Source organism: Nonomuraea sp. MG754425, assembly GCF_021699195.1.
Classification (GTDB): Bacteria; Actinomycetota; Actinomycetes; order Streptosporangiales; family Streptosporangiaceae; genus Nonomuraea.
In genome coordinates this window covers 1-26,219 of record NZ_SSXE01000230.1, presented here as the reverse complement: position 1 = coordinate 26,219, position 26,219 = coordinate 1, and the positions used below count along the sequence as shown (strand labels likewise).

Sequence of the window (26,219 nt, the reverse complement as noted above, 5' to 3'; positions counted from 1 at the left end):
GGTGCGGTGGTCGTTCTGGCGGGTTCTGGCTCGGTCTCGGACTCGGTCCCGGCCTCGGGAGGCGGCATGAGGATCGTGCCGGGCACCGGCGGGAACCGACCGCCGGACAGCAGGACGGCGATCAGCACCGCGACCACGGTCGCGCCCGCCACCCAGAGCTGCGGCGGCAGCCGGGCGGCCCGCGCACGCAGCCCGGCCCCGACGGAGGGGCCGCCGCCGGTCCTGGCCAGCGGGAAGCGCAGGGCGAGCAGCGTGGCCTGCTCGGCCAGGTGCCGCCGCCCGCGCTGCTCCCAGTCCGGCCCGTACGCGGCGGCGGCGTCCTCCTCCAGTTTGGCCGCGAAAAGCCGGGCCGAGGCGTACCGGTCGGCCGGGTCCTTGGCCAGCCCCCGTCTGAGCAGGTCGCGCAGCGAGTCGGGCGCGGTCTCCACCGGCACCGGCTCCGTCAGGTGCAGGTCGCGCAGCGCGGGCACGTCCGGCGCGCCGTCCCCGCGCGTCCGGTACGGAGGCCGCCCCCTGACCGCCTCGAACAGCACGCACGCCGCCGCGTACAGGTCGGCCGGCGGCCCGGCCCGGCCCTGGGTCCACAGCTCGGGCGACATGTACGCGGGGCTGCCGGCCGGCACGCCGGGCTCCTCGGCGTGCACCACGACGCCGAAGTCGCCCAGCTTGGTGCTGCCGTCGGCCTGCACCAGGATGTTGCCCGGCTGGACGTCGCGGTGCGGCACGCCCCGCTCGTGGGCCGCGCCCAGGGCCAGCAGCGTGCTCTTGAGCACCGCCAGGGCGGCCTCCGGGCCGATCCTGCCGTGCTCGGCCAGCAGCGTGCGCAGCGAGACGCCGTCCACCAGTTCCATGACCACGGCGGCCCGGTCGGGGGTCTCGACGTACTCGTACAGGCGTACCGTGTGGGGGTCGTCGATCTCGACGAGGTGCGGGCTGTCCGACCGGAAGCGGTCCATGAACTCGGCGTCCCGGCGCAGGGTGGCGTTGAGGTACTTGATCGCCACGTAGGCGCCGGTTGATTCGTAGGTGGCGAGGAACACGCGGCCGGTGCGGCCGGCGCCGAGCTGGCGTACTTCACGGTAACCAGGGACCAAGGCCCACCCCTTACGACGCGGCCGTCTTGTGTTCGACGGTCTCACCCGGGGTTCCGGTTGTCACGAGTCAGGAGATTTCACCCGGTGTTATGCTTTGCCGAGGTCCCAAGCAAGCGCTCGGCTAAGAACGCTGGAGGTCGCCGGTGGAGCGCGTGGCGGTGCTGGTCATGGAGATGCAGCGGGGCGTGATCGGCGACCTGACGAGGTTTCCCGACCTGGTGGCGGCGTGCGCGCGGCACGACGTCGTCGCCAACGCCGCCCGCCTGCTCCGGGCGGCCAGGAACGCCGGCCTGCCGGTGATCCACTGCACGGCCGCGTTCCGTCCCGGCCGGGCCGGCTCCCACACGGACAACTGCCCGTTCATCGTCTCCCTGCTCAAGGACCCCGAGCACATGCTGGAGGGCACGGCCGCCGTCGAGGTCGTCCCCGAACTGCGCGCGGAATCGGACCTGGAGAGCCGGCGCCACCACGGGTTCTCGCCGTTCACCGGCACCTCGCTCGACATGACGCTCCGCTCGCTCGGCGTCACGGACGTGGTCGCGCTCGGCGTCTCGCTCAACCTGGGCATCCCGGGCCTGGCGCTGGAGGCCGTCAACCTGGGCTACCGGGTGACGGTCGTCACGGACGCGGTGGCGGGCATCCCCGAGGACTACGCCCGTGCCGTGCTGAAGCACACGATCAGCCTGCTCGCCACCCGGACCGCCGCCGCCGACCTGGCCGGGACGTGGACCTGATGGACGGGCTGCGCCTCGACGGGCGCGTGGCGGTGGTGACCGGGGGAGCGGGCGCGATCGGCGCGGCCATCGCCGCCGACCTGGCCGCCCTCGGGGCCGAGGTCGTGCTCGCCGACGTGCGCCCGCCCACCGGCGAGGGACCGGCCGGCGCGCGGGCGCTGCGCGTGGACCTCGCCTCGCCGCCTTCGGTGACGGAGTTCGCGGACGCGGTGGGCCGGGTGGACATCCTGGTGCACAACGCCGGGGTGTCGATAGTGGAGCCGTTCACCGAGAGCGACCCGGCGGGCTGGGACCTCATGTGGCAGGTCAACCTGCGCGGGCCGATGCTGCTGACCAAGCTCCTCCTGCCGGGGATGCTGGCCAGGGGATGGGGGCGGCTGGTGTTCGTCTCCTCCGACGGCGCCAGGGCCGGATCGGGCGGCGAGGGCGCGTACGCGGCCACCAAGGCGGGGCTGTTCGGCCTGGCCAAGACGCTCGCCCGCGAGGCCGCCAGGGCGCACGTCACCTCCAACGTGGTCTGCCCCGGCCCCACCGACACGCCCATGCTGCGTAGGGTGTCGGACGCCGAGCCGGGCCTGGTCGACAAGATCGCGCGGGGCATCCCGCTGCGCCGCCTCGGGACGCCCGCCGACGTCGCCGGGCTGGTCGCCTACCTGTGCACGGAGCGCGCCGCCTACATCACCGGGCAGACCCTGTCGGTGAGCGGCGGCGTGACCATGCACTGACCGGCCATGCGCTCACAACGAGTCGTAGACGGCCCGCAGCAGGCGCGGCCCGCGCAGATTGCCCGACAGCGCGTCGGCCATCTTGTTCATCACGTAACCGATGGCCAGGCCGCGCTCCGGATCGCCGAGGCCGATCGAGCCGCCCATGCCCGTGTGGCCGAACGCGCCGCGCGAGGGCACCAGGAACGTCACCGACGGCCGCATGAAGCCGAGCCCGAAGGACGTGTCGAGGTGCAGGATCCGGTCGGGGCCGCTCACGCGGGGCCGCATGGCCTCCTGGAGCGTTTCCGGGCGCACGAGCTCGCCGGCGACCAGCGCCCGGTAGAACCCGGCCAGCCCCCGCGCGGTGGCGACGACCCCGGCCGCCGGCCAGCCCGCCCGCAGGATCACCGGGTTGTTCGCGCCGCCCTTGAGCAGGTGGATGCCGGGGTTGCCGAGCGCCCGGTTCATCAGGCTCTGCGGGTCGAGGGCCGCCCTGGTCATCTCGGCGACCACGCCGTGGGTCGTGCTGACCGGCTGGGCCGCCTCCGGCCGCTCGCCGGCCTTGAGCCGCGCGGAACGCTCGATCACCGGGTCGGGCGCGCCCACCCACAACTCCAGCCCCAGCGGCCCGGCGATGTCGGCCGCCACCAGCTCGCCCACCGACTTGCCGGTCACCCGCCTGATCACCTCGCCGACCAGGAAGCCGTAGGTCAGCGCGTGGTACCCGTGCGCCGCGCCCGGCTCCCACAACGGTTGCTGACCGGCGAGCCGGGCGGCGATGGCCGGCTGGTCCTCGAACTCCTCGACCGGCACCGTCTCCTCCACCACCGGCAGCCCGGCCTGGTGGCTGAGCAGGTGCTCGACGGTGATCCGCGCCTTGCCGCCCGCCGCGAACTCGGGCCACACCTCGGCGACCGGCGCCGCGACGTCCACGAGGCCCCGCTCGACGCACTGGAGCAGCACGGTGGCGGTGATCGCCTTGGTGCAGGAGTAGGCGAGCACGGGGGTGTCGCGCTCCCAGGGCCGTCCGGTGTGCCGGTCGGCCACGCCGTCCCACAGGTCCACGACCAGTTCGCCGTCGAGGTGGACGGCGAAGGCCGCGCCCAGCTCCTCGCCGTCGGCGAAATGTTGCTCGAACACCTCGCGTACGCGGGAGAACCGAGGATCGCAGTGCATCAGACCTCCGCAGGGAAAGGGAGCGCTTACTTGGTTACCGAGCCTAACAATTGGGGGCGATTCGGCCCAGACGATCAGCGTGGCACGCTGAATCTGCTCACCCCGGCCGTGGTGCTCGACGCCCTGCGCAGCGCCGTCACCGGCGAGGTGCTCAGCCTGGCCATGCCGATCAGGGGCGCCACCTCCTCACCCGCCCCCGGCACGGTCCCGCACCTGCCCGGCCGTCCGCTGCCGCAGCACTTCATGTCCGTGGACGGCGGCGACTACGCGGCCGGCGCCCGCCCGATCGGCGCGGGCCTGCGGGTGGCCGACGACGCCCTGATCGTCACCCACCATGGCACGACCACGCACATGGACGCGCTGTGCCACATGTGGTCGGGCGACGAGCTGTACAACGGCCATCCGGCCGCCAGGGTCCGCTCGTACGGCGCCACGAGGTGCGGCATCGAGCACGTGGGCGGGGTGGTGTCCAGGGGAGTCCTGTACGACGTGCCGCGCCGGCTCGGCCTCGGCCACCTGCCCGCCGACTACCGCGTCCCGGCCGCGCTGCTGGAGGAGATCGCCGTGCCGCGCCCCGGGGACGTGGCGGTGATCCGCACGGGCTGGCCGCTGGTGTGGGAGCGTTCGCGCGAGGAGTACTGGTCCGGCCAGCCCGGACTGTCGGCGGAGGCGGGGCGGTGGCTGGCGGCGCACGACGTGGCCGCGGTGGCCGCCGACAACGCCGCCATCGGCGGGCTCGACGCGCACGGCCTGGCCGCCGAACCGATCGAGGACGACCTGCACCTCCTGCTGCTGCACCGGCACGGCGTCCACCTGATCGAGCTGCTCTGGCTGGAGGAGCTGGCGGCGGCCGGACGCGCGGAGTTCGTGTTCGTGGCCGCGCCGCTGCGCGTCGAGGGCGGCACCGGCAGCCCGCTCACCCCGCTGGCGATCCTGTGACCCGCCGGTCTCGGCCGCTCGGTCCCAGGCGACCGGCAGGCAGGCGACGCCGTGCACGGCCGTGTCGAGCTTCAGCGGCACCTCGGCCGCCGGGACGTTCGGCCGCAGGCCGGGGAAGCGCTCGAACAGCGCGCCGAATCCGATGCGCAGCTCCATCCTGGCGAGCTGCTGCCCCAGGCACTGGTGCACGCCGTGGCCGAACGCCAGGTGCCGGCGGGCCTAGACTCTCAAAAGAGAGTTGTATAGCGAATGATAATGATCTCTCGTAAGTGGACGTGAGACTGAGTAGCGTCGAGAATGCGGAGTCATGAGTGATCGACCGGGCCTGCGCGAGCGGAAGAAGGCCAAGACGAGGGCGCTGATCCAGAAGGAGGCGCTGCGGCTGTTCCGCGAGCAGGGCTACGCGGCCACGACGGTCGAGCAGGTCGCGGAGGCGGCGGAGGTGGCGCCCAGCACCGTCTTCCGCTATTTCGCGACGAAAGAGGAGCTGGTGATCGTCGACCAGTTCCCGCCCTTCGTGGCGGCGCTCGACCGGGTGCCGCCGGAGGCCGGGCCCGTACGGGCCGTACGGCTGGCCATGCGGGCCATGATCGAGGGGCAGACGCCGCAGGAGCGCGCCGACAGCCTGGAGCGCGAGGTGCTCATGTTCACCGTGCCCGAGTTGTGGGCGGCGAGCGTCGACAACGTCACCGGCGTGGTCGGCGTCCTGCGGGAGCGGCTCGCGGCGCGGGAGGGGCGGCCGGCCGACGATCCCGGCATCAGGAACGTCACCGGGGCGATCATCGGGGTGATCGTCGGGGTGTGGGCCGAGTGGGTGCGCGACCGCGCCATGGACGCGCCCGCCCGGCTCGACGAGGCCCTGGCCCACCTGGAAGCGGGCCTGCCCCTGCCCCGCCCCTGATCGGTGTGCTCATGACCAGGGCCGGTGATCACGCGCGGTGAGCGGGGGCCGGTGGTCAGGCGCCTGGGTAGTTGCCGCCGCCGTGGGTCGCGTCCAGGGCGTCGTAGTCCGGGGTGAAGCCGCGCTTGGGGATCGTGTCCGCGAAGGCCACGTGCCGCGGTCTCTTGTACGCCGCCAGCAACCCCCTGACGTGCTCGACCAACTCGTCCTCGGACGCCTTGGCCTCGGGCCGCAGCACGACGACGGCCTTGACCGCCTGGTGCCAGTCGGGGTCGGGGACGCCGATGACGGCGGCGTCGGCCACGGCGGGGTGGGCCTTGAGCGCGCGCTCCACCTCGGCCGGGTAGACGTTCTCGGCTCCGGATTTGATCATCCGGAGCTTGGGGCCGATGAAGGTGATCGTGCCGTCAGGCTCTCGACGGCCGAGGTCGCCGGTGTGATGCCAGCCGTAAGCCGTCTTTGCAGCATTTAAGTCGGGCCGGGCGAAATATCCGGAAAAGAGGGTCTTGCCGCGGGCACAGATCTCCCCGACCTCGCCCGCCGGCACCTCGCCCCCGTCCGGGCCCAGCAGACGCACCTGCGCCAGCGGCGACGGCCGCCCCGCGAACCCGGACCCGCCCTCCGCCAGCCCCAGGAACGTGAGCATGCCGCCCACCTCGGTCTGCCCGTATCCGCCCATCTTGGACCGGCACCAGGGCGAGTCGTCCACGGTGATCATGTCGTCCCACTCGGCGGAGTGGGCGACGAAGCGCAGCGACGACAGGTCGTACCTGCCGTCCGCGTTCGCCTTGGCCACCTGGTCGATCATCGCCCCGAACAGGAACGCCTGCGTCACCCGCTCGGCGTCGACCAGCCGGCACACCTCCTCGGGATCGAAGGCGGGGGTGAACACGTTCGTGCCGCCGATCTGCAGCGTGGCCAGGCAGAACATCATGGTGCCGACATGGTAGAGCGGGCCGTTGTTGAGGAAGGTGAAGCCGGGCTCCATCTGGCGCACGACGAGCAGGGACGTGGCGTGCGCGACGAGCGCGGCACTGCTGAGCAGCGCGGCGGCGGGCCGTCCGGCGAAGGCGGCGGTGTACAGCGCGAGGACCGGCTCGGTGTCGGCGACCTGGGGTAACTCCCGGGGCCGCGCCTCGGCGATCAGCCGCTCGTACTGCTCGCCCGCGCGTACCCAGGTGTCCTGGCCGGGCAGGGACGCGGTGACGGCGGAGGGTTCGAGGACGACGGCCGCGGGGGTCAGGTCGGAGAGCACGTGGCGCAGTTCGTCCTCCGACTGCCGCCAGTTCGCCGGGCAGAACAGCGCCCCGAGGCGGGAGCAGGCCAGCAGCAGTTCCAGCACCGCGGACGAGTTCTGGCCCAGCCACAGCACCCGGTCGCCGCCGGACACGCCGAGGCCGGCCAGCGCCGCGGCCAGCCGGGTCACCCGCTCGTCCAGCTCGGGGTAGGTGAGCCGGTGGGTCCCGTCCACCACCGCGGTCACCTGGGGACGGCTGCGGGCGTGGTCGGCGAGCACGTCGGACAGGGACAGGCTGTGGATCATCATCGACCTCCGAAGGCCGGCATGACTTCGGTCGCGAAGAAGCGCATGACCCGCTTCATGTCCTCCAGCGGCATCGGCCGGGTGCTGCCGAAGTCGCACAGGAGGTCGGTGAAGCCGGCGTCCTCCAGCAGCGAGATCTGCTCGATCACCCGCGCCGGGTCGCCGATCACCTCCAGTTGCTCCCAGCGGAACTCGGCGGACAGCGCGCCGCCCTTGAGGTAACGGTCCTGGTAGTACTCGAAGCCCTGGGCGGCCCGGCCGGTCTTGGGGTCGATGGGGGCGCTGCGCTCGTTGAAGATGCGTGAGCGGTCGAACGACGCCTCGAACCGCTCCTGGTCCGCGCGGGCCCGCTCCAGGGTGGGGGCGACGTACACGCTGCGGGCCACCACCAGGTCCGCGCCCGGCGGGTGCCCGGCCCGCGCCGCGGTCTCCCGCCACGTCTCGGCCGCCCGCACGACCTTGCGGAACGGCGCCGCGGGGTCGGCCAGGATGGGCAGGCCGCGCTCGGCGTACATGGTCACGGTCTCGGGGGAGACGGCCGCCACGTGCAGCGGCGGGTGCGGGCTCTGCAGCGGCCTGGGCACGAGCGACACCTCGGCCCCGGTCTTGTAGAACTTCCCCTCGTGCTGGAACGTCTCCCGCGTCCAGAGCCCGACGATCACCTCCAGCGCCTCGTTGAACCGGTCCCGCGCCTGTGCCAGGTCGATCCCGAAGCCCTCGAACTCGAAGCTCTGGTATCCCCGCCCGATCCCGAGGTCCAGCCGCCCGCCGGACAGCACGTCCACCATGGCCGCCTCCTCGGCGACGTGCACGGGATTGTGCAGCGGGAGCACGACGATCCCGGTGCCGAGCCGCAGGCGTGAGGTGCGGGCGGCGGCGTGGGCGAGCAGGGTGAACAGGTTGGGCACGACGCCGTAGTCGCGGAAGTGGTGCTCGGCCAGCCGTACGCCGTCGAACCCCAGCTCCTCGGCCAGCTCGATGAGCTCCAGGTGGTAGTCGTACACGTCCTTGAAGCTCTGTCCGTCGAACCGGTGGAAGAGATGGAAGGTCGAGAACTTCATCCGGCAACCCCTCAACAGGTAAACCAAGCGCTCGCTTGGGAGCGTATCACGTCGGAAGCCCCTCCCGTACCTGCGTGCCGTCCGGGGCCGGTCCTTCGGGCTCCCGCGTCCGGCCGTCCGAGGGCCGTACGACGCGGGCGAGCAGCGTCATCACCACCAGCACCCCCGTGATCACCCCGAACGCGGCCGGGTAGGACAGCCCGCCCGCCAGCCACCCGGTGACGGCCGGGGCGACCATCCCCGACAGGTACGTGATCGTGACCACCTCCGTCACCCCCTCGCTCGCCGTCGCCCGCGCGTTGCCCGCCGCCGCCAGCACCAGCGGCATGACCACCGCCACCCCCAGCCCGACCAGCGCGAACCCGGCGATGCCGAGCGCGGGCGTCCGGGCCGAGACCACGGCGACGCCGCCGTGCACCGCCAGCGCCCCGCCGGCCCTGACGGCCGTCACGGGCCCGAGCCGCCGGATGATCGGGTCGCCGGCGAGACGCATGCCGGCCATGCAGCACATCAGCACGGTGTAGCCGGCCGCGGCCACGCCGGGCCCCGCGTCGGCGACGGCGGTGAGGTAGACGGCCGCCCAGTTGGCGCTGGCGCCCTCGGCGAACGTGGCGCAGAAGCCGACCAGGCCGAGCGGCAGGATCGCCCGCGAGGGCAGGGCGAAGCGCCGGGGGGCGGGAGCGCCGGCGGCCGGCCCGTCGGCGGCCGGTTTGTCGTCGGGGAGCAGGCCGCGCCCGGCCAGTCCGCCCAGCACGAGCAGCACGGCGGCGACCGCGCCGAGATGCGCCCTGGCGTCGAGGCCGGCCTGCGCGGCGACGGCGCCGACCCCGCCCGCCGTCAGACTGCCCACCGCCCACATGCCGTGCAGGCCGGACATGATCGAGCGCCCGAGGCGGCGTTCGAGGACGACGGCGTGCGCGTTCATCGTGATGTCGGCCATGCCCGCACCCATGCCGAACAGTAAGAAGACGGCGAACAGCCAGACCGGCGACGGCGCGAGCGCGGGCAGGGCCAGCGCCACGCACCAGAGCCCGACCAGGACGCGGGTGGCGGCACGGCTGCCGAAGCGGTAGGCCAGGCGTCCGGCCATCGGCATGCCGATGAAGGCGCCGATGGGCGGGCACAGCAGTGCCATGCCGAGCGCGCCCGGGTCGAGGGCGAGGTGGTCCTGGATCCAGGGGATGCGAGTGGACAGGGTGCCGGCCACGGCTCCGTGCACGGCGAAGACGGCGGCGATCGCCCGATGATGGCTCATGCGCCGGAAACTATCAGGCAGCCTTCCTGATGAAAAGAGGTTTCAGGCAGGCTCCCTGCTTATTATGGGGACGTGAAGACCGCGACCCCCGCCCTGGCCCGTGCGATCAACGACCGGCTGGCCCTCGACCTGCTGCTCGAGCGCGGCCCGCTGACCGCGCCCCAGCTCCGCGAGCTGACCGGGCTGTCCAGGCCGACCGTCTCCGACCTGGTCGAACGGCTCATGGCGGGCGGGCTGATCGAGCCGGCGGGCGAGTCGGGGGAGCAGCGGCGGGGCCCGAACGCCCGCGTGTACGGCCTCGTGGCCGGCCGGGCCCACGTGGCGGGCGTGGACCTGCGGCGGGAGACGATCTCCGTCGCGATCGCCGACATCACCGGCCAGGAGGTGGCCAGGACGAGCCGCCCGGTCGGCGGCGACCTGGTGGACCTCGTCGCGGAGACGGTGGCCGAGGCCGCGGGCCCGCGGGTGATCGACACGGTCGTGGTCGGCGCGCCCGGCCTGGTGGCGCCGCGTGACGGCGAGCTGGTGACGGCCAACGAGGTGCCCGGATGGCGGCCCGGCCTGGTGGCGGCCTGGCAGCGGCGGATCGGCGTGCCGCTGATCCTGGAGAACGAGGTCAACCTCGCCGCCATCGCGGAACTGCGCACCGGCGCGGCGCAGGGGGCCGACGACTTCGTGCTGATGTGGGTGGGCGCGGGCGTGGGCGCGGCCGTCGTGCTCGGCGGGCGGTTGCGCCGGGGGGCGTCGGGCGGCGCGGGCGAGGTCGGGTTCCTGGAGGTGGACGGCACCGCGTTCTGCGACCTGGTCTCCGAGAGCGTGGCGCGGGGGCCCGGCCGCGCCGAACTGGCCGGCCTCGTGGCCAAGGGCGCGTTCGCCTTCGTCGCGCTGCTCGACCCGGGGCTCGTCGTGCTGGGCGGGGAGGCCGGGCAGGCGGGCGGCGACGAACTGGCCGCCGAGGTGGCCGCGCGGCTGCGGGAGCTGGTCCCGGCGCCGACCGAGGTGCGGGCCAGCACGGTCACCGGCAACCCGGTGCTCCAAGGGGCCGTGCTCACAGCTCTCGACCTGGCACGTGACCGCGTTTTCGGCTGACGGTGAGAGCGCTCTCAGTCCTTGGCCCCGTGCTGCTCCCCGCTTCCGCGCGGCGGGCGCAGGGAGCGGATGAGCATGGCCAGGTGCGAGGAGCGATGGCGGTCGGCGACGACCCAGCACAGGGCGAGGATCGCCGCCACCACGACGACCAGCAGCATCGCCGAGTGCCCGCTCAGGGTCAGGGCGGCGACGGCCGCCAGCCCGCCCGCCGTTCTGGTCGCGGTCATGGGCCCGCCTTCTCCTTGGAGGAACGCAGCGCGACGCGCAGGTGCCCGACGCCGACGAGGACACGAAGGGAGTGCGCGAGCAGCCTCCACCAGCGCGGGTCGAACTGCGCCACGTCGTGCAACTCGCTCTCGAACACCTCGGCGTAGTGCCGCCGGTACGGGCCGGGCAGCAGCGCCGCCGCGACCGCCACGAGCCGCCCCGGCAGGCGGCCGAGGGCGACCCGGGACCGCTCTCCGGCCCCGGCCCACGGGTGCTGCGCGAGCACCCGGGCGGCGGCGATCGCCAGCACCACGGGCGTGACCACGACGACCGCGACCGCGAAGAGCACGAAGTACAGGGCGGTGCTGACGCCCGCCCGCACCAGGGCCACCAGCAGGGTGCAGGTGTAGACCAGCGAGACGACCAGCAGCGCGCCGAGCCCGACGGCGAGCAGGCACGACAGCGCCAGGGCCGGGTCGCGCACCGCCGCGCCGTACAGGAGGGGGAGGTCGCCCGCGCCGGCCACGACGAACCGTACGAGCGGGCCGAGGCCGGCCGGGGGCAGCGGGTGCCCGTTCAGCCGCGCGTCGGCGACGGCCAGCGAGCCCGCCGCCGCGACCGACAGCAGCGTGACGCGGACCAGGGACCGTTCCAAGGACACACCCGCCCGCGCGAGAAGGCCCCGGCGGTGCGGAGGGACGGGCTCGTACCGGCGGCGCACCCTTCGCAGGCTCACGGCGAGGGCCACGGCCAGGGTGACGGCGAGCAGGCACTGGACCAGCAGCGCGAGGTCGCGCCAGGCCGCCGCGTACAGGCGGGCGAGGTCGAGGCCGGGCAGGTCGCGCAGCCCGTCGAGGACGAACCGGTAGGCGGCGGCGGGGTCGGCCGGCGGCAGCGGGCGTCCGGTCAGCCGCGCGTCGGCCACGGCCGGCGAGACGGCCGTCGCGACCGCGAGGACGGCGACCCGGACGGCGGCCCGTGTCCTGACGAGGGCGGCTAACCGGGGGCGGTGGGGGTCGCGGGCGACGGCGCGCGAGAGCACCCGCTCGCCACGGTCGCGCAGCCCGTCGAGGGTGTCCCGCAGCCCCCTCCCCAAGATGGCCCTGCCGCCCGAAGCTCATCCCTGCCCGCCGGTGTGCCGGGGCCGCAACATCGGCGGCAGGGCCATCTTGGGGAGGGGGCTGCGGGCCGAGGCGAGGGCGATGCGCGCCCGCTCGGCCCCGTCGGGGGTGAGCCGGTAGTAGCGCCGCCGGGGGCGGCCCTCCGCGCGCGGGTCGATCTCCTCCCACCAGGACTCGAGCCAGCCGTACTGGTCGAGCCGGGCCAGGATGGGGTGGATCGTGCCACTCGGCAGGCCGGAGTCGGCGCAGATCTCCAGCCCGTAACGCTCGCGTGTGGGGTCTGCGAGCAGCACCCGCAGCACGAGTTGGGTCGGCATCGTCATTCTGGGAGCTGTGCCCATGGTCTTATTCTAGATAGGCCCCCTAGGTAGATGTCAACCATCACCTGCGGGGGGCCACGCCAGGGCTGTGATCAGGCCGATCGTCAGCGCCGTCCGCTCCGGGATGTGCCCATTCGGTGAAGGAGGCGACGGCGGCGCGCTTGCGCTTGCGGCTGGCCGGCGACAGCTCGGCGAGCCCGGCCAGGAACGCGCGGACCGGCGCGGCGGTCAGCTCACCGATCTCCTCACCGTGGTGGGCGGCGAAGGCGATCAGGTTGCCGCGGTAGGCGCGTTCGGGCCCAGAACGCGCTCCTTCTGGACCGGCTTCGAGAGCATGCCGCTCAGCGCATCGACCACGATCACCCGCCGGAGCAGGTGAGCTGGCATGCCCAACCTCGCTGACGACCGTTCCGATTCTCCTCAAGTGTCGTCATCAAGAGTCGGTTGCGGAGCGCATCCCGTCGATACCGAAGGACAACAGGCGCTCGCCCTGTGCGGGCGATGTCTGTTCCCCGGCCCAGGCGGCCGCATTGATCAGGGCGTACAGGTCTGAGGCGGTGGCATCGGTGCGCACGGTTCCGGCGGCCTGCGCGCGATTGAGGAGTTGCTCGCCGGCGGTGAGCACCGCTTGGCAGGCGGCATGCAGTTGCGAGGACTCGTCCTCGATGCTGCGCATCAGCGAGGTCGTCAGCCCTCGGTAGACCGTGGTGTGCGCCATCGCCGCTCGCGCCCAGATGATCAACGCCTCGTCCACGGACGGGTGATCGAGGAGGTCTCGGGCCGTGTCGGACAACGTCCGCATGCGGTCGCGCAGCAACGCCTCCAGAAGAGCCTGCCGGGTGGGGAAGTGGCTGTAGAGGGTTCCGTTCGCCACTCCAGCGCGCCGGGCGATTTCCTCCAGCGAGGCTTCAACGCCATGTTCAGCGAAGATCGTGGCCGCTTCGGCGAGCAAACGTTCGTAGTTGCGGCGCGCGTCAGCGCGCATCCTGCGCTGCGGCGCCGGATCGGCGGTCGTCATAAGCGCTCCCGAATTGCCAAGTTGAGACTGTCTCAATATATTTCTTGAGACAGTCTCAGCTTACCGCCCCTCGAAAGGTCCCTGGTGAACGCTGCCAACAAGCCCATCCTCGTGACCGGTGCGACCGGACGCCAAGGCGGCGCCACCGCCGCCCATCTCCTCACCGCAGGGCGGCCGGTACGCGCCCTCGTCCGCGACCCGGGCTCCCCAGCCGCCCGAACGCTGAAAGCCCAAGGCGCCGAACTGCACATCGGGAACCTCGACGATCCCGGCTCGCTCGCGGCGGCCGCTGCCGGCGCCCACGGCATCTTCGGCGTCACGCCCGACGATGATGACATCGAACGCGAGGTCCGCCGTGGCCGTGATCTCGCCGACGCCGCGGCGGCAGCCGGCGTCTCCCACTTCGTGTTCGCTTCGGTCGGCGGGGCCGACCGAAGCACCGGCATCCCCTACTGGGAGAGCAAATGGCAGATCGAGCAGCACATACGCACGCTCGGCCTGCCCGCGACGATCCTGCGGCCGGTGAGATTCATGGAGAACCACACCATTCCCGGACTGCCCTTCGGCGGCATCGTCGACGGCGAGCTGCTGCACCTGTTCAACCCGGAGACACCGGTGCAGCTCATCGCCGCCACCGACATCGGCGCCCTGGCCCGCCTCGCCTTCACCCATCCGCAGGAGTACGTCGGACAGGCGATCGAAATCGCCGGCGATGAGCTGACCCCCAACCGGACGGTTGAACTCATCAGCCACAGCCTCGGGCGCGAGATCACCTACCGGCAGGTCTCCATCGGCGGCACCGGCATGGGCCAGGAGGCGGAGCGCGCCTTCGCGGACGAGCGCGGTCTGTGGCGAGCCGACATCGCGGCGCTGCGCGAACGCCACCCCGGCCTGCTGGACTTCCAGGCATGGCTCCAACACGGCGGAGCTGAACAGATCCAGGCCCTGTTCGGCAGGACTCACTAGGAGTGCTTTGTCAGGTGTGCCGGTGACGGCTGCGGAGTAACGGTTGTCATCATTGATGACAGATCGGGCCTGCGCCGGTCCAGGTGGCGAACGCCCGGCCCGGCGCTTGCCCATCACGCTGCGCCACTGACATGTTCCGTCGCCAAGCACTGTCAGGATCCTGTCGCTCAACAGGCGGGTTCAGGCGGGTTCAGGCGGTGGCCACCGGCTCCCGGAGCGGCAGGCGCACCTCGAACCAGGTCTCGCCCGGAACCGAGCGCACCTTGACCTCGCCGCCGTGCCGGCCGGCCACGATCCGGTAGGAGATGTCCAGGCCGAGACCGGTGCCCTCGCCCACGCTCTTGGTGGTGAAGAACGGCTCGAAGATACGGTCCCTGATCGCCTCCGGCACGCCGGGGCCGGTGTCGCCGATCTCGACGATCGCCTCGTCCTCGTCGTACGCGGTGCGGATGGTCAGCGTGCCCTCCTCGCCCATCGCGTCGAGGGCGTTGTGGATGAGGTTCGTCCACACCTGGTTGAGCTCGCCCGCGTAGCACGGGATCTCCGGCAGCGTGCGGTCGTAGTCGGTGACCACGCTGATGCCCGGCGGGATCTTGCCACGGAAGATCGCGACCGTGCTGTCGAGCAGCTCGTGCACGTCGACCTGCTGGAACGGCGCCCGGTCCATCTGGGAGTACTGCTTGGCCGAGCGGATCAGCGTGGTGATGCGCTCGGTCGCCTCGGTCACCTCGTCGAGCATCTGCGAGATCTCGATGGCCTCGGCCAGCCAGTGCAGCGCCTTCGGCGTGTGCTCCGCGCCCACCTTGTCGCGGATCTTGTGCAGGTCGTCGGCGGTGAAGCCGGCGTTGACCAGCGCGGGGGCCAGCTCCCAGGCGTCCTCGACGCCCACGTCCTCCAGGGCGTCGCCGAGTTCGTCCTCGGCGTCGGAGATCTCCAGCGGCGAGCGCCGCGGCAGGCCGCCCAGGTTGCTCGTGCACGCCTCCTGCGCCTCGACCAGCGTGCGCAGCTTCTCCGGCGGGATGCCGTCCTCGGCGAGCTGGGCGAGCTGGAGGCGCGAGGTCTTGATCAGCGAACGCAGCTCGCTGACCGCGCGCACGGCCGCCGCCGCCGGGTTGTTCAGCTCGTGGGTGAGCCCGGCCGTGATCGTGCCGAGCGCCGTCAGCCGCTGCCTGCGGTCGATGATCTCCCGCTGCATGCGCCCGCCGGACAGCAGCCCGTCGAGCAGGTGCATGGCCATGGGGAACCACTCGGCCACGATGTAGGCGAACTTCCTGGCCGGCAGCATGAACATCCGCGACGGCGCGGTGGCGCGCAGCGTGTGCTGGTAGGTCTGCGGGGCCCGGTCGCCGAGGTAGGCCGAGGTGGCGCCGCCGTAGACGCCCGGCTGGCCGACCCGGGGCATCGCGACGGTGCCGGCGCTGACCGTCTCGTTGATCATCTGGATCTCGCCCTCGAGCAGCACCGCGAAGCACTCGGCCGGCTCGCCCTGGCGGACGATGTCCTCGTCCTGGGCGAAGCTCCGCACCTGCCCGCTGCTCGCGAGCTTGGTGAGCTGCTCGTCGGTGAGCCGCTCGAAGAGGAAGAGTTTGCGCAGCTCGTCTATGTCGATCATTGCTTCTCCAGGTAACGGTGCACGAGCGCGACGGCCATCGCGCCCTCCCCGACGGCGGAGGCCACCCGCTTGATCGATTCGGCGCGCACGTCGCCCGCGGCCAGCACGCCCGGCACGTTGGTCTCCAGGTAGTACGGCTCGCGCCGCAGCGGCCAGTTGCGCGGCCGGCGCCCGCCCTGCACCAGGTCGGGCCCGGTCAGCACGAACCCGCGCGGGTCCCGCTCGACCGTCTCGCCCAGCCACGACGTGTACGGCTCGGCCCCGATGAACACGAACAGCCACTGCGCGTCCACCGTGCGTTCCCCGCCCCTGGCGGACAGCGTCAGGCGCTCCAGGTGACCCTCGCCCCCGGCGCCGACGACCTGGGTCTCGACGTGCACCTCGATGTTGGGGATCGCGGCGATCTGCTCGATGAGGTAGTGAGACATGGACTTCTCCAAACCATCACTCCGCACCAACAAATGGACCTTGCTCGCGAATCCCGACAGGTAGACGGCCGCCTGCCCGGCGGAGTTGGCCGCGCCCACGATGTACACCTCGGTGTCCTGGCAGGACGGCGCCTCCGTCAGGGCCGCGCCGTAGAAGACGCCCCGGCCCACGAACTCGTCGAGCCCGGGAGCGTCCAGCCGCCGGTAGGTGACGCCCGTGGCCAGGATCACGGCGTGCGCCGCGATCTCCCCGCCGTCCTTGAACCCGACCACCCGCGCCTGCCCGCGCGGCTCCAGGCTGGTCACCTTGCGGGCGGTCAGCAGCTCCGCGCCGAACTTCAGCGCCTGCCTGCGGGCCCGGTCGGCGAGCTGCTGGCCGGAGACGCCGTCGGGGAAGCCCAGGTAGTTCTCGATCCTGGAGCTCTGCCCCGCCTGCCCGCCCGAGGAGTACGCCTCGACCAGCACGGTGTTCAGCCCCTCGGAGGCGCCGTACACCGCCGCGCCCAGCCCGGCGGGGCCGCCACCGACCACGATCAGGTCGTAGAAGTCGGTGGCCGGCGTCGTGGACAGCCCCACCGCGCCCGCCAGCGTCGCCTGGTCCGGCGACTCCAGCGTGACCCCTTCGGCGGTCACCACCAGCGGCAGATGGCAGCCCTCCCCGGCCGCCTTCACCAACTGCGCGCCCTCCGGGTCCTCCGACAACATCCACTGGTACGGCACATGGTTGCGCGCCAGGAAGTCCCGGACCTGGTACGACTGCGCCGACCACCGATCGCCCACCACCCGCAACTCGGCCTGCTCCACCCGCTCGGTGCGCATCCAGGCGTCGAGCTGCCCGTCGATCACCGGGTAGAACTTCTCCTCCGGCGGGTCCCACGGCTTGAGCAGATAATGGTCGAGATCGACGACGTTGATCGCCTGGATCGCCGCCTCGGTGTCGGCATAGGCGGTCAGCAACACCCGGCGCGCGTACGGATACAGGTCCATCGCGGCCTCGAGGAACTGCACCCCGTTCATCTGCGGCATGCGGTAGTCGGCCAGGATCGCCGCCACCTCGTCGCCACGCAGCCGCATCTCCCGCACCGCGTCGATGCCGTCCATGGCCGTCTCCGCGCGGACGACGCGGTACTCGTGCCCGTAGCGGCGTCTCAGATCACGGGCGACCGCCCGCGACACGCCTGGGTCGTCGTCCACCGTCACGATGACCGGCTTGTCCATGCCCCACGTCCTTCTCATCGCTCTTCTAGACAGAGGATGCCACGTACGCCCATGTGAGTAAGCACACGCTCATATCATGGGCGGATGGGCACACGCGACCGCATCCTCGACGCGGCTGAGCAGGCGATTCACGAGTTCGGCATCGCGGGGGCCACGACCAAGCGCATCGCGCGCCAGGCCGCCTGCTCCGAGGCTCTGCTCTACAAGCATTTCGCCAACAAGGAGGAGATCCTGCTCGCGGTGCTGCTGGAGCGCCTGCCCGCGCTCGCCCCGGCGCTGGCCCGGCTGCGGGGCTCCGTCGGGCAGGGCGACGTCGCCGCCAACCTCGCCGAGTTCACCAGGACGGCCGTCGAGTTCTACACCAAGGCCGCGGCCGTCGGCGGGGGCGTGCTGGGGGACCCGCCGCTCCTGGCGGGCTTCCGGGCCATGCTGACCAAGCACGACCTCGGCCCCCACCTGCCCATCCAGGCGCTGGCCGAGATTCTGCGGGCCGAGCGGGAGGCCGGCCGGATCGACGCCGGCATCGACCCCGGCGCCGCCGCCGCCCTGCTGATGGGCGCCTGCTTCCACCGGGCGAACCTGACGTACTTCGTGGACCTGCCCGACGACGACGAGACCTGGACGGCCGCGATCATCGGCACCCTGCTCAGGCGATGACGCGGCTCTCCCCGCCGTCCACCAGCAGCGAGACGCCGTTCACGAACGAGGCCCGCTCGCTGGCCAGGAACGCCACCACGTCGCCCACCTCCTCGGGCCGGCCGACGCGGCCCACCGGCACGCTCTCGCCACGCCGGAGCACCCCCTCCGCGCCGCCCGAGGTGGCGCGCAGCCGGTCGGTCTCGATCGGGCCGGGCAGGACGTTGTTGACCCGCACGCCGTCGCCGCCGACCTCGCGGGCCAGCGTGCGCACGACCCCGGCCACGGCCGAGCGCATGGCGTTCGACAGCGCCAGGTCGTCGAGCGCCTCCCGGGCCGACCTGCTGGTGATCGTGACGATCCGGCCCCAGCCGCGCGAGCGCATCTCGGGCAGCACGGCGTGCATCAGCCGCACGGTGCCGAGCAGGTTGCGCTGCACGGCCACGTCCCAGTCGTCGAGCCCGATCGCGTCGAAGCGGCCGACCGGCGGCCCGCCCGCGTTGGCCACGAGGATGTCGACCGGGCCGAGCACGTCGCGCGTCTCCTCGACCACCCGCCGGGCGGCCCCCGGGTCCTCCACGTCGGCCAGCACGGCGTGCACGACCTTGCCGAACTCCTGCAGCTCCACCACCGCGTCGGCGAGCTTCTCCGGGTCGCGGGCGCTGACGCAGACGTCGCAGCCCTCCCGCGCGAGGCTCTTGGCGGCGGCCAGCCCGATGCCCGCGCTGCCTCCGGTGACGAGGGCGACCTTGCCCGAGATGCCGAGATCCATACGGGCGACTATAGGGCGTGCGCCCGGTGAGCTCAGTTCAGGCGCACGCGGGCGAGCTTGTCAGGGTTCAGCACCGCGTAGATCTCGCTGATCCGGCCGTCCCGCACGTCGATCAGCACGAGCTGCCAGTGCTCGCCCACCCGGGCGGCCAGCGCGGGCAGGCCGTTGGCCTCGACCAGCCGCCCGTCCGTGTAGCCGAAGCGCGACAGCAGCCCGGACAGGAACGAGATGACCTTGCCGCGCCCGAGGATCGGCCGCAGCGCCGCCCTGACCCGGCCGCCGCCGTCGTTGTAGGCCACGATGTCCTCGTGCAGCAGGTCGGTGAGCGCGGCCAGGTCGCCGTCCCCGGCCGCGCGCATGAACGTCGCCAGCAGCTCCGCGTGCTCCTCGCTGGACGGCCGGAACCGGTCGCGCCCGTCGGCCAGGCGGACCGAGGCGCGGCGATGGAGCTGGCGGGCGTTCACGACCGAGAGGCCGACGATCTCCGCGATCTCGCCGTACGGCAGCTCGAACGCCTCCCGCAACACGAACACCGCCCGCTCCGGCGGCGACAGCCGCTCCATCATGTGCAGGGTCGCGTAGGCGACCGTGTCGCGCAGCTCGGCCGTGTCCAGCGGCCCCGCGTCCGAGGTCAGGACCGGCTCAGGCAACCACGGCCCGGTGTACGCCTCCCGCTTGACCCGCGCGGAGCGGAGCTGGTCGAGCGCCAGCCGCGAGACCACGGTCACCAGGAACGCGCGCGGCTCCCTGACCCCGTCGCGGTCGGCGCCCTGCCAGCGCAGCCACGCCTCCTGCACCACGTCCTCGGCGTCCCACATGCTGCCGAGCAGCCGGTAGGCCAGCCCGAGCAGCATCGGCCGGTGCTCCTCGAAAACATCCACGACCGGCATCATGCCGTGGCCTCCGTTCCGCCGAGGAACGACGGGTGCCTCGGACGCCAGTTGAGCCGCAGCCGGGCACGGCAGTTGTCGGCCCCCCTCAGCTTCGTCATGTACGCCACACCGAAGTCTCCCACCAGCATCCTGGCCAGGAAGGCGGGCACGTGCCGGGGCTTCGGCGCCCCGATCCGGGCCGCGAACGCGGGCAGCCACTCGCCCATCCTGATCGGCGTGTCGTCCACGATGTTCAGCACCCCGGAGACGTCCCGGTCGAGCGCGGCGACGACGGCGGTGGCGGCGTCGTGCGCGTCGGTGAACGACAGCACCGAGCCGCCGTCGCCGACGACCGGCATCCGGCCCGCCAGCACGGAGAGCGTGGTCGAGCCGCCGGGGGCGTACACCGAGCCGGGGCCGGTCAGGTGGCCGAACCGGAGCACCAGCCCGCCGGTCGCGGTGACCTGCCGCTCCAGGTCCGCCAGCGCCGCCACCACGGGCGCGTACACCTTGGGCGCCGCCCGCCACAGCGGCGCGTCCTCGTCGGCCAGGCCCGGCGCGGGCGCGTAGGCGTAGGCCAGGCCCTGTCCGATGAACCGCGCGCCGGGGGCCGCCTCGATGAGGTTGCGGGTGCCCTCGGACCGCAGCCGGTTGGTCAGCTCGAACTGCCGGCCGACCTTGCGCGGGTCGATGGCCGGGGGGATGGCCGTCAGCAGGTGCACGACGGCGTCCGGCGCGACCTCGCGCACCGCCCGCACAGTCGCGTCCCGGTCGAGCGCGTCCACCCGCAGGTCCGCGTCCGACCTGGACAGCGTGACCACGTCGTGCCCCACCGCCGTGAGCAGCGGCACGAGCTGCCGTCCGATGACCCCGGTGGCCCCGGCGACCAGAACTTTCATGACGTTCTCCCTCCCGATACGTGGACAGGACGGGGCAGGGGGGCCGGATGTGACAGTCAACGGGTGGAAAACCAGTGGCAATCATGATGGGCTGGACGAGTGGCGAGAAATCTCATCCTTTCTGGAGGACTGTTCCATGACTTCGCCGCCACATCGGCCGCCCTCGCGGAGGTGCTCGCCGAAGTGGGCGTCGAGTCCGAGATCACCGAGGACATCGCCGGCGCGCTGAGCGAGCCGTCGGAGGTCCAGCTCATCACGGTCAACGCGCTGCGCTGGCAGATGGCCCAGGACCGCTTCGCCGACCTGCGGGAGGAGTGGCGCTTCTCCTTACCGGCGCAGGCCCGCACCACTCTCCTCGACCACCTCGACCGGGGCGGCGGGCTGCTGTGCATGCACGCGGCGTCGATCTGCTTCGACGACTGGCAGGGCTGGCCGCGCGTCCTCGGCGGCTGCTGGACCTGGCCGAAGTCCCACCATCCGCCCCTCGGCTGGACGGGCGTGCGGGTGCACGGGGAGCATCCCGTGGTCGAGGGCCTGCGCGACTTCGACGTGGTGGACGAGGTCTACAGCGACCTCGACGTGCTGCCCGACGTCGAGCCGCTGGCCTCGTCCCATGGCCAGCCGCTGGTCTGGGCCCGGCCGGTGCGCCGGGGCCGGGTGCTCTACGACGCGCTGGGGCACGACACGAGGTCGTACGACAACGAGGTGCACCGGGCGCTGCTCAAGCGGGCGGCGCTGTGGCTGCTCAAACGGCCCGTCACGGTACGGGAGTAGCCGACCAGGCGCTCCACCTGGTCACCTCGACGACGATGACCGCGCCCTCGGGCCGGCGCTCGCGGTACTGTGCGTACTTGGCCGCCAGCGCGTCGAGCGCCCGCTCGCGGTCGTCGCCGTCGCCGTTCCCCTCGCTGTCGCTGTTGCTGTCGTCGAGCACGGAGGCCGTGCCGTCGGCGCGCACCCACCACAGCCGCGTCCAGTCGTCCTCGTAGTGGTCGGCCAGCACGCTGACGGCGGGGTTCGCCCTGATGTCGCGCAGCCGCGCGAGCCGCGTGGTCGTTTTGGGCTTGTGATCGACGGCCGTCACCACCCGGCCCCCGAGCAGGGCGAACGTGACGGGCACCACGCGCGGCGCGCCGTCGGGGCCGAGCCTGGCCAGCCGCGCCACCCGTTGCGCGCCGAACCGCTCGCGCGCGGCCTGGTCATGCGTGCCGGAACCCATGCCTGCCATGATCGCACCCGGCACGTGTCCGGAACCTGCAAGACCGACCGGCGGCGTTCTGGGCACGATGACGGCATGAACGTGAACCTTTCCTCGGTGCCCGGCTTCCTGGCCGGGCACGCGCGCCTGCTCGACCGCCGTCGCTACGCCCTGCTCGCCGGCGCGTGCGACGCGTCCGCCACGCTGGCCGCCCTGGACGGCTACCGCAACCCCGACGGCGGCTACGGCTGGGGCCTGGAGCCGGACCTGCGCTCGCCCGAGAGCCAGCCGGGAGCGGCGCTGCACGCCTTCGAGGTGTTCGCGGAGGCCGCCCCGGTCACCTCGCCGCACGCCGCCGCGCTGTGCGACTGGCTGGACTCGGTGACGCTGCCCGACGGCGGGCTGCCGTTCGCGCTGCCGCTGACGGTCCCGGCCGCCACCGCGCCCTGGTGGGCGGGCGGGGCCGACGGCGCCTCGTCGTTGCAGATCACCGCCGTCTCGGCGGCGGCGGCGCACCGCGTGGCCGCGCACGACCCGGCCGTGGCCGCGCACCCGTGGCTGGAGCGGGCCACGCGCTACTGCCTCGACACGATCGCGGAGCTGGAGGAGCGGCCGCCCGCGTACGTGCTGTCGTTCGCCGTGCGCTTCCTCGACGCCGTGTACGACGCCGAGCCCCGCGCGGCCGACCTGCTCAAGCGGCTCGGCGCCCTCATCCCCGAGGACGGCCGGGTGCCCGTCGAGGGCGGCGCGGACGGCGAGGCCCTGCGCCCGCTGGACTTCGCGCCCTTGCCCGGCCGGCCGGTGCGCGGGCTGTTCGAGCCGGACGTGATCGCGGCCGACCTCGTCCGGCTGGCGGGGCAGCAGCAGGACGACGGCGGCTGGGTCGTGGACTACGCGCGGATCTCGCCGGCCGGCTCGCTCGAATGGCGCGGCGCGGCCACGGTGGACGCCGTGCGGATCCTGCGGGCGAACGGGCTCGTCTAGCGTGCCGGCCCGTCGGAGGGCGGGCGGTGTTTGAAGCGGCGGGCCGACTCCGACTCGTGCGCCATGCGGCGCAGGGTGTCGAGCGCCCTGCCGTACAGGACCGTGCCGAGCACCAGCGACTCCACGGCGGCGTCGCGCGGGCCGTCGAAGGGGATGGAGTCCATCTCCACCTCCGAGACCAGCTTGCGGGCCACCTCGACGTACGGCGTCAGGTCGACCCGCATGCCGAGCTGGCGCATCCTGACGAGCGTCTGCGCCAGTTCGTCGCGCGTGGGGGCCTCGGGGTTGAGGTCCCAGCCCAGCTCGGTCAGCAGGGCGTCCACCTCGGCGCGGGCGGCCTGCCACGCCTCGCCGGGCTCGGGCTCGACCGCCGGGCTCAGCGCCCAGTGGGCGGTGCCCAGCATCTGGTGGACGGGCATCGACTCGTCCTCGACGGCGGCCACGATCTGCTTGATCGAGGCCACGGAGAGCCTGCCCACGTCGAGCAGGGCCCGGATCAGGCGCAGCCTGCGCAGGTGGGTGGCGTCGTACTCGGCCCTGGTCGCGGCCGTCTGCTCGCCCGGGTGGAGCATGCCTTCACGCAGGTAGTACTTGATCGTGGGGATGGCCACGCCGGATTTGGCACTGAGCTCGGAGATCCGCATCGTTAGATAATAGTGCTATCCAGATCGGGCGAGGTGCCGGGCCGCGCTCACCAACTCGCCCACGTCGGCCTGGCGGTTCCAGAGGAAGACCACCTCAAGGGGCGGCACGTCCTCCTTGATCGGGACGAACACCAGCGTGTCGGGCACGGTGACGCCCTCGCGCACGCTCAGAGCGTAACCCGCCCCCTCCCGGACCATGTTGACGACGAGGTCGTGCCCGGCCGCCGACGGGCCGAGGCGGGGGTGCAGGCGCTGGCGGACGAAGCCCTCCAGGAAGCGCCGGGCCCCGGACACCGCGTCGGACTCCGGCATGATCAGCGGCTCGCCGGCCAGGTCGGACAGCGACAGCGTCTCGTACGCGGCCAGATGATGCTCCCGGTGCAGCAGCGCCCGCACCGGGAAGCGCTGGATGAGCATCCGGGCCACCCCTCTGGGCAGCGAGCCGGGCGCGTACCCGAGGCCCGCCTGAAGGACGCCGTCGGCGATCGAGACGATCTGCTCGGCCGTGCCCATGGGGGCCATGCGCAGGCGGCCGGTGTGCGTCTGGGAGAGCAGGCGGGCGGCGACGTCCGCCAGCCCGTCGGCCACGCCCAGGCGCGGGGTGTCGCCCGTGCACCTGGCGGCGGCCACGGCGCGTTCGAAGGCGTCCACGGCGACCGTGGCCTGCGCCAGGAACGCCTCACCCGCCTCGGTGAGCGTCACACCGCTCGACGAGCGGCTGAACAGCTCGGCGCCGATCTCCTTCTCCAGCGCCCTGAGCTGCTCGGACAGCGTGGGCTGAGCGATGTGCAGCGCGGCGGCGGCCCGTCGGAGGCTGCCGGCCCGCGCGATCGCCATCGCGTACCGGACATAGCGTAAATCCATCGCTCACCTCGGATGATGATGATGGGAGATCGGTAGATCACACCTCCGTATTACAAGAGGAGATAGCTGCCGTGAAGATGCCCAGTTACCTTAATGCAGAGATATTTCCGGCTTGGTAGGGATAAATGGCTGGTCGGGAGGGGTTTCCGGGGCTCTGGGCAGGCGTGATTTCGAGATCTTGGGACCGGGAAACCGCGGCATTACGGGTACCCGTAACGGGGCCGCCGATCGCCGTCCGAGCAAGCGCTTGCCTGGGATAACGGAGCCGGGCTAGCGTGGGAGGCTCCCGGCGGCGGAGGAGGGACGTACATGCAGCCCTTCGCGGGGCGGGCGGCCGTGGCCGGGATCGGGATGACGGCCCTGACCCGGCAGTCGGGGCGTGGTGAGCTGGAGCTGGCCGCCGAGGCGTGCCGGGCGGCGTGCGCCGACGCCGGGATCGCGCCGCGCGAGGTGGACGCCGTGCTCAGCTACCACCTGAGCGACTCCGCGCCCGTCGTCCAGGTCGCCAGGGCGCTCGGTGTCGAGCGGCTCGGCTGGCACAACGACATCGCCGGAGGCGGCACGCAGGCGGCCTCGATCCTGGGCGACGCGGCTATGCTCATCCACTGCGGCCTGGCCCGCAACGTGCTGATCTACCGGGCGCTCAACGGCCGCTCCGGCACCCGGATGAACACCGTCTCCACCGGCCCCCAGGAACGCCACACGTACGGGCTGGCCGGGCCCATCCCCATGTTCGCCCTGGCCGCCACCCGCTACCTGCACGACACCGGGCTCACGGCCGAGCACCTGCATGCCGTCGTCGCCCAGTCCAGGCAGAACGCCGCGAGCAACCCGCGCGCCCTGCGCCGCGAGCCGCTCGGCCTGGCCGACTACCTGGCCAGGCCGTACGTCTGCACCCCGCTGCGCACCGTGGACTGCTGCCAGGAGACCGACGGGGCCTGCGCCCTGCTGGTCAGCGGCGTGCTGGACGGCCCGCGGGTACGGGCCGTGGTGCGCGGGGGCGGGCCCGGCTGCTCGGCCATGGACCGCGCCTCCGACGTCACGGCGATCTTCTCGGCGTACGTCGCGCCGATGCTCTGGGAGGCGTCCGGGATGCGGCCGGCGGACGTGGACGTGGCGCTGCCCTACGACGCCTACTCCTGGCTGGTGCCCCGGCAACTGGAGGACTTCGGGCTGGTCGCGCGCGGGGAACTGGGGGCGTACCTGCTGGAGCGCCGGCACGCGTGGGTGAACCCGCACGGCGGGCTGCTCTCCGAGGGGTACGTGCACGGGCTGAACAACGTGGCCCAGGCCGTGCGCGAACTGCGTTCCGGGGGAGAGGTGGCGCTGGTGACGGGGTTCGGCGGCAGTTACGGGAGCGCGGCCCTGCTCGTGAGGTGAACCCGCCCGGCCGGAGGTTCAGACGGTGAAGGCCGCGTGCGCGACCTCCGCCGCCGCGGCGGGCAGCAGGGCACGGGCGGCCAGCCACGCCGCCGCCCCGGCGGGGTCACCCGCCGTGGTGACCGTCCGGACCGGGTGGCCGGGCTCGCCCGTCAGGAGGGCGGTGACGGCCTGACGTACCGGTCCCTCGCTGGTGAGCACGCTTCCGGCCAGCACCACGGGCCCGGAGTCGTGCACCGTGCGCAAGGTCGCGACCAGGAGGCTTGCGGCCTTGCGCACGATCGCCACGGCCACCGGGTCGCCCGCCGCAGCCGCCTGGCCGACCAGCGGGGCCAGTTCGGCGAGCGCGAGCGGCGGACGCGCGTGCACCGCCGCCGCGAGCCCCGCCACCGGATCCGCACCAAGCCCTCCGGGCACAAGCCACCCCACCACGAGCCCCGCCAACTCACCCCCACCTCCTCCGCCGCCGGGCGGGCGAGTGCTTTCCGGCTCGCCGCCGGTGGCGAGGTGGCGGATGGTGGTGCGGGCGGCGGCGCGGCCGAGCCAGAAGGCCGAGCCCTCGTCGCCGAGCAGCCACCCGA

At 72.8% G+C, this 26,219-nt stretch carries 28 protein-coding genes and 2 pseudogenes; 10 read left to right on the top strand and 20 right to left on the bottom strand.

The window, feature by feature from the left end; translation table 11 throughout:
• Positions 1-1,094 (bottom strand): serine/threonine-protein kinase (locus FAF44_RS46360; RefSeq protein ID WP_237109838.1); only part of this gene is annotated, 1,094 nt, incomplete at its 3' end.
• 143 nt (positions 1,095-1,237) lie between these two features.
• Between FAF44_RS46360 and FAF44_RS46355 the strand changes: the two genes are divergently transcribed.
• Together FAF44_RS46355 and FAF44_RS46350 are read left to right on the top strand one after the other, a co-directional pair.
• Positions 1,238-1,828, top strand: coding sequence for an isochorismatase family cysteine hydrolase (locus FAF44_RS46355; RefSeq protein ID WP_237109837.1), 591 nt, complete (start codon positions 1,238-1,240; stop codon positions 1,826-1,828).
• Complete coding sequence (locus tag FAF44_RS46350; RefSeq protein ID WP_237109836.1) at positions 1,828-2,553, top strand: SDR family NAD(P)-dependent oxidoreductase; 726 nt, start codon at positions 1,828-1,830, stop codon at positions 2,551-2,553. The genes FAF44_RS46355 and FAF44_RS46350 overlap by 1 nt, the downstream gene beginning before the upstream one ends.
• A gap of 12 nt (positions 2,554-2,565) precedes the next feature.
• Here FAF44_RS46350 and FAF44_RS46345 read toward each other — a convergent pair whose 3' ends face one another.
• Entirely contained in the window at positions 2,566-3,711 is a 1,146-nt protein-coding gene (locus tag FAF44_RS46345; RefSeq protein ID WP_237109835.1) for a serine hydrolase domain-containing protein, read from the bottom strand.
• 30 nt (positions 3,712-3,741) lie between these two features.
• On the opposite strand from FAF44_RS46345, the gene FAF44_RS46340 reads away from it, so the two are divergent.
• Positions 3,742-4,650, top strand: coding sequence for a cyclase family protein (locus FAF44_RS46340; protein ID WP_237109834.1), 909 nt, complete (start codon positions 3,742-3,744; stop codon positions 4,648-4,650).
• Between the two features lie 21 nt (positions 4,651-4,671).
• Here the strand turns inward: FAF44_RS46340 and FAF44_RS46335 are convergent.
• Positions 4,672-4,860, bottom strand: a pseudogene (locus FAF44_RS46335) (cytochrome P450); the annotation flags it as partial.
• A 97-nt stretch (positions 4,861-4,957) separates the two neighbouring features.
• On the opposite strand from FAF44_RS46335, the gene FAF44_RS46330 reads away from it, so the two are divergent.
• Positions 4,958-5,551, top strand: a complete 594-nt coding sequence (locus FAF44_RS46330; protein ID WP_237109833.1) for a TetR/AcrR family transcriptional regulator — start codon at positions 4,958-4,960, stop codon at positions 5,549-5,551.
• 55 nt (positions 5,552-5,606) lie between these two features.
• Here FAF44_RS46330 and FAF44_RS46325 read toward each other — a convergent pair whose 3' ends face one another.
• From FAF44_RS46325 to FAF44_RS46315, 3 genes are read right to left on the bottom strand one after another with little or no spacing between them, the layout of a single operon-like run.
• The gene (locus FAF44_RS46325; RefSeq protein ID WP_237109832.1) at positions 5,607-7,097 is read right to left on the bottom strand and encodes an AMP-binding protein; all 1,491 of its coding nucleotides are present in this window, start codon (positions 7,095-7,097) and stop codon (positions 5,607-5,609) included.
• Positions 7,094-8,155, bottom strand: coding sequence for an LLM class flavin-dependent oxidoreductase (locus FAF44_RS46320; RefSeq protein WP_237109831.1), 1,062 nt, complete (start codon positions 8,153-8,155; stop codon positions 7,094-7,096). Before FAF44_RS46320 ends, FAF44_RS46325 begins: the two co-directional genes overlap by 4 nt.
• A gap of 46 nt (positions 8,156-8,201) precedes the next feature.
• Positions 8,202-9,410, bottom strand: a complete 1,209-nt coding sequence (locus FAF44_RS46315; protein WP_237109830.1) for an MFS transporter — start codon at positions 9,408-9,410, stop codon at positions 8,202-8,204.
• A 72-nt stretch (positions 9,411-9,482) separates the two neighbouring features.
• On the opposite strand from FAF44_RS46315, the gene FAF44_RS46310 reads away from it, so the two are divergent.
• Positions 9,483-10,499 (top strand): ROK family transcriptional regulator, encoded by a 1,017-nt coding sequence (locus FAF44_RS46310; protein WP_237109829.1) that lies wholly within the window; start codon positions 9,483-9,485, stop codon positions 10,497-10,499.
• A gap of 14 nt (positions 10,500-10,513) precedes the next feature.
• On the opposite strand, the gene FAF44_RS46305 is transcribed toward FAF44_RS46310, so the two are convergent.
• Genes FAF44_RS46305 through FAF44_RS46285 form a run of 5 tightly spaced genes read right to left on the bottom strand, consistent with a single transcriptional unit; the run spans position 10,514 to position 13,165 of the window.
• Positions 10,514-10,726 (bottom strand): hypothetical protein, encoded by a 213-nt coding sequence (locus FAF44_RS46305; protein ID WP_237109828.1) that lies wholly within the window; start codon positions 10,724-10,726, stop codon positions 10,514-10,516.
• Positions 10,723-11,802, bottom strand: a complete 1,080-nt coding sequence (locus FAF44_RS46300; RefSeq protein ID WP_237109827.1) for a hypothetical protein — start codon at positions 11,800-11,802, stop codon at positions 10,723-10,725. The genes FAF44_RS46305 and FAF44_RS46300 overlap by 4 nt, the downstream gene beginning before the upstream one ends.
• A gap of 21 nt (positions 11,803-11,823) precedes the next feature.
• Positions 11,824-12,150, bottom strand: coding sequence for a PadR family transcriptional regulator (locus FAF44_RS46295; RefSeq protein ID WP_237109826.1), 327 nt, complete (start codon positions 12,148-12,150; stop codon positions 11,824-11,826).
• Between the two features lie 58 nt (positions 12,151-12,208).
• Entirely contained in the window at positions 12,209-12,571 is a 363-nt protein-coding gene (locus FAF44_RS46290) for a site-specific integrase (RefSeq protein ID WP_237109825.1), read from the bottom strand.
• A 9-nt stretch (positions 12,572-12,580) separates the two neighbouring features.
• Positions 12,581-13,165, bottom strand: coding sequence for a TetR/AcrR family transcriptional regulator (locus tag FAF44_RS46285; protein WP_237109824.1), 585 nt, complete (start codon positions 13,163-13,165; stop codon positions 12,581-12,583).
• An 84-nt stretch (positions 13,166-13,249) separates the two neighbouring features.
• Between FAF44_RS46285 and FAF44_RS46280 the strand changes: the two genes are divergently transcribed.
• Positions 13,250-14,131, top strand: coding sequence for an NmrA/HSCARG family protein (locus FAF44_RS46280; RefSeq protein ID WP_237109823.1), 882 nt, complete (start codon positions 13,250-13,252; stop codon positions 14,129-14,131).
• Between the two features lie 190 nt (positions 14,132-14,321).
• On the opposite strand, the gene FAF44_RS46275 is transcribed toward FAF44_RS46280, so the two are convergent.
• Complete coding sequence (locus FAF44_RS46275; protein ID WP_237109822.1) at positions 14,322-15,743, bottom strand: ATP-binding protein; 1,422 nt, start codon at positions 15,741-15,743, stop codon at positions 14,322-14,324.
• Entirely contained in the window at positions 15,740-17,389 is a 1,650-nt protein-coding gene (locus tag FAF44_RS46270; RefSeq protein ID WP_237109821.1) for an FAD-dependent oxidoreductase, read from the bottom strand. The genes FAF44_RS46275 and FAF44_RS46270 overlap by 4 nt, the downstream gene beginning before the upstream one ends.
• An 84-nt stretch (positions 17,390-17,473) precedes the next feature.
• On the opposite strand from FAF44_RS46270, the gene FAF44_RS46265 reads away from it, so the two are divergent.
• Positions 17,474-18,046 (top strand): TetR/AcrR family transcriptional regulator, encoded by a 573-nt coding sequence (locus FAF44_RS46265; protein WP_237109820.1) that lies wholly within the window; start codon positions 17,474-17,476, stop codon positions 18,044-18,046.
• Here FAF44_RS46265 and FAF44_RS46260 read toward each other — a convergent pair.
• From FAF44_RS46260 to FAF44_RS46250, 3 genes are read right to left on the bottom strand one after another with little or no spacing between them, the layout of a single operon-like run.
• On the bottom strand, positions 18,036-18,797 hold the full coding sequence (locus FAF44_RS46260; protein ID WP_237109819.1) for an SDR family oxidoreductase: 762 nt from the start codon (positions 18,795-18,797) through the stop codon (positions 18,036-18,038). The two genes, FAF44_RS46265 and FAF44_RS46260, sit on opposite strands and share 11 nt — an antisense overlap.
• Positions 18,798-18,829: 32 nt before the next feature.
• On the bottom strand, positions 18,830-19,687 hold the full coding sequence (locus FAF44_RS46255) for an RNA polymerase sigma-70 factor (RefSeq protein ID WP_237109839.1): 858 nt from the start codon (positions 19,685-19,687) through the stop codon (positions 18,830-18,832).
• Positions 19,687-20,568 (bottom strand): NAD(P)-dependent oxidoreductase, encoded by an 882-nt coding sequence (locus tag FAF44_RS46250; RefSeq protein ID WP_237109818.1) that lies wholly within the window; start codon positions 20,566-20,568, stop codon positions 19,687-19,689. Before FAF44_RS46250 ends, FAF44_RS46255 begins: the two co-directional genes overlap by 1 nt.
• Before the next feature lie 99 nt (positions 20,569-20,667).
• On the opposite strand from FAF44_RS46250, the gene FAF44_RS46245 reads away from it, so the two are divergent.
• Positions 20,668-21,342, top strand: a complete 675-nt coding sequence (locus FAF44_RS46245; protein WP_237109817.1) for a ThuA domain-containing protein — start codon at positions 20,668-20,670, stop codon at positions 21,340-21,342.
• Here FAF44_RS46245 and FAF44_RS46240 read toward each other — a convergent pair.
• Entirely contained in the window at positions 21,326-21,787 is a 462-nt protein-coding gene (locus FAF44_RS46240; RefSeq protein ID WP_237109816.1) for a TIGR03668 family PPOX class F420-dependent oxidoreductase, read from the bottom strand. The genes FAF44_RS46245 and FAF44_RS46240 overlap by 17 nt on opposite strands.
• Before the next feature lie 75 nt (positions 21,788-21,862).
• On the opposite strand from FAF44_RS46240, the gene FAF44_RS46235 reads away from it, so the two are divergent.
• Complete coding sequence (locus FAF44_RS46235) at positions 21,863-22,750, top strand: hypothetical protein (RefSeq protein WP_237109815.1); 888 nt, start codon at positions 21,863-21,865, stop codon at positions 22,748-22,750.
• Here FAF44_RS46235 and FAF44_RS46230 read toward each other — a convergent pair.
• Entirely contained in the window at positions 22,747-23,394 is a 648-nt protein-coding gene (locus tag FAF44_RS46230) for a MerR family transcriptional regulator (RefSeq protein ID WP_237109814.1), read from the bottom strand. The two genes, FAF44_RS46235 and FAF44_RS46230, sit on opposite strands and share 4 nt — an antisense overlap.
• Positions 23,395-23,409: 15 nt before the next feature.
• Entirely contained in the window at positions 23,410-24,258 is an 849-nt protein-coding gene (locus tag FAF44_RS46225; protein WP_237109813.1) for a LysR family transcriptional regulator, read from the bottom strand.
• 309 nt (positions 24,259-24,567) lie between these two features.
• Here FAF44_RS46225 and FAF44_RS46220 point away from each other — a divergent pair, with 309 nt between their 5' ends.
• Positions 24,568-25,638 carry an acetyl-CoA acetyltransferase gene (locus FAF44_RS46220; protein WP_237109812.1) on the top strand — a complete coding sequence of 357 codons (1,071 nt, stop codon included), beginning with the start codon at positions 24,568-24,570 and terminating at the stop codon, positions 25,636-25,638.
• Between the two features lie 18 nt (positions 25,639-25,656).
• Here FAF44_RS46220 and FAF44_RS46215 read toward each other — a convergent pair.
• Positions 25,657-26,219 (bottom strand): annotated as a pseudogene (locus FAF44_RS46215) (ATPase); the annotation flags it as partial.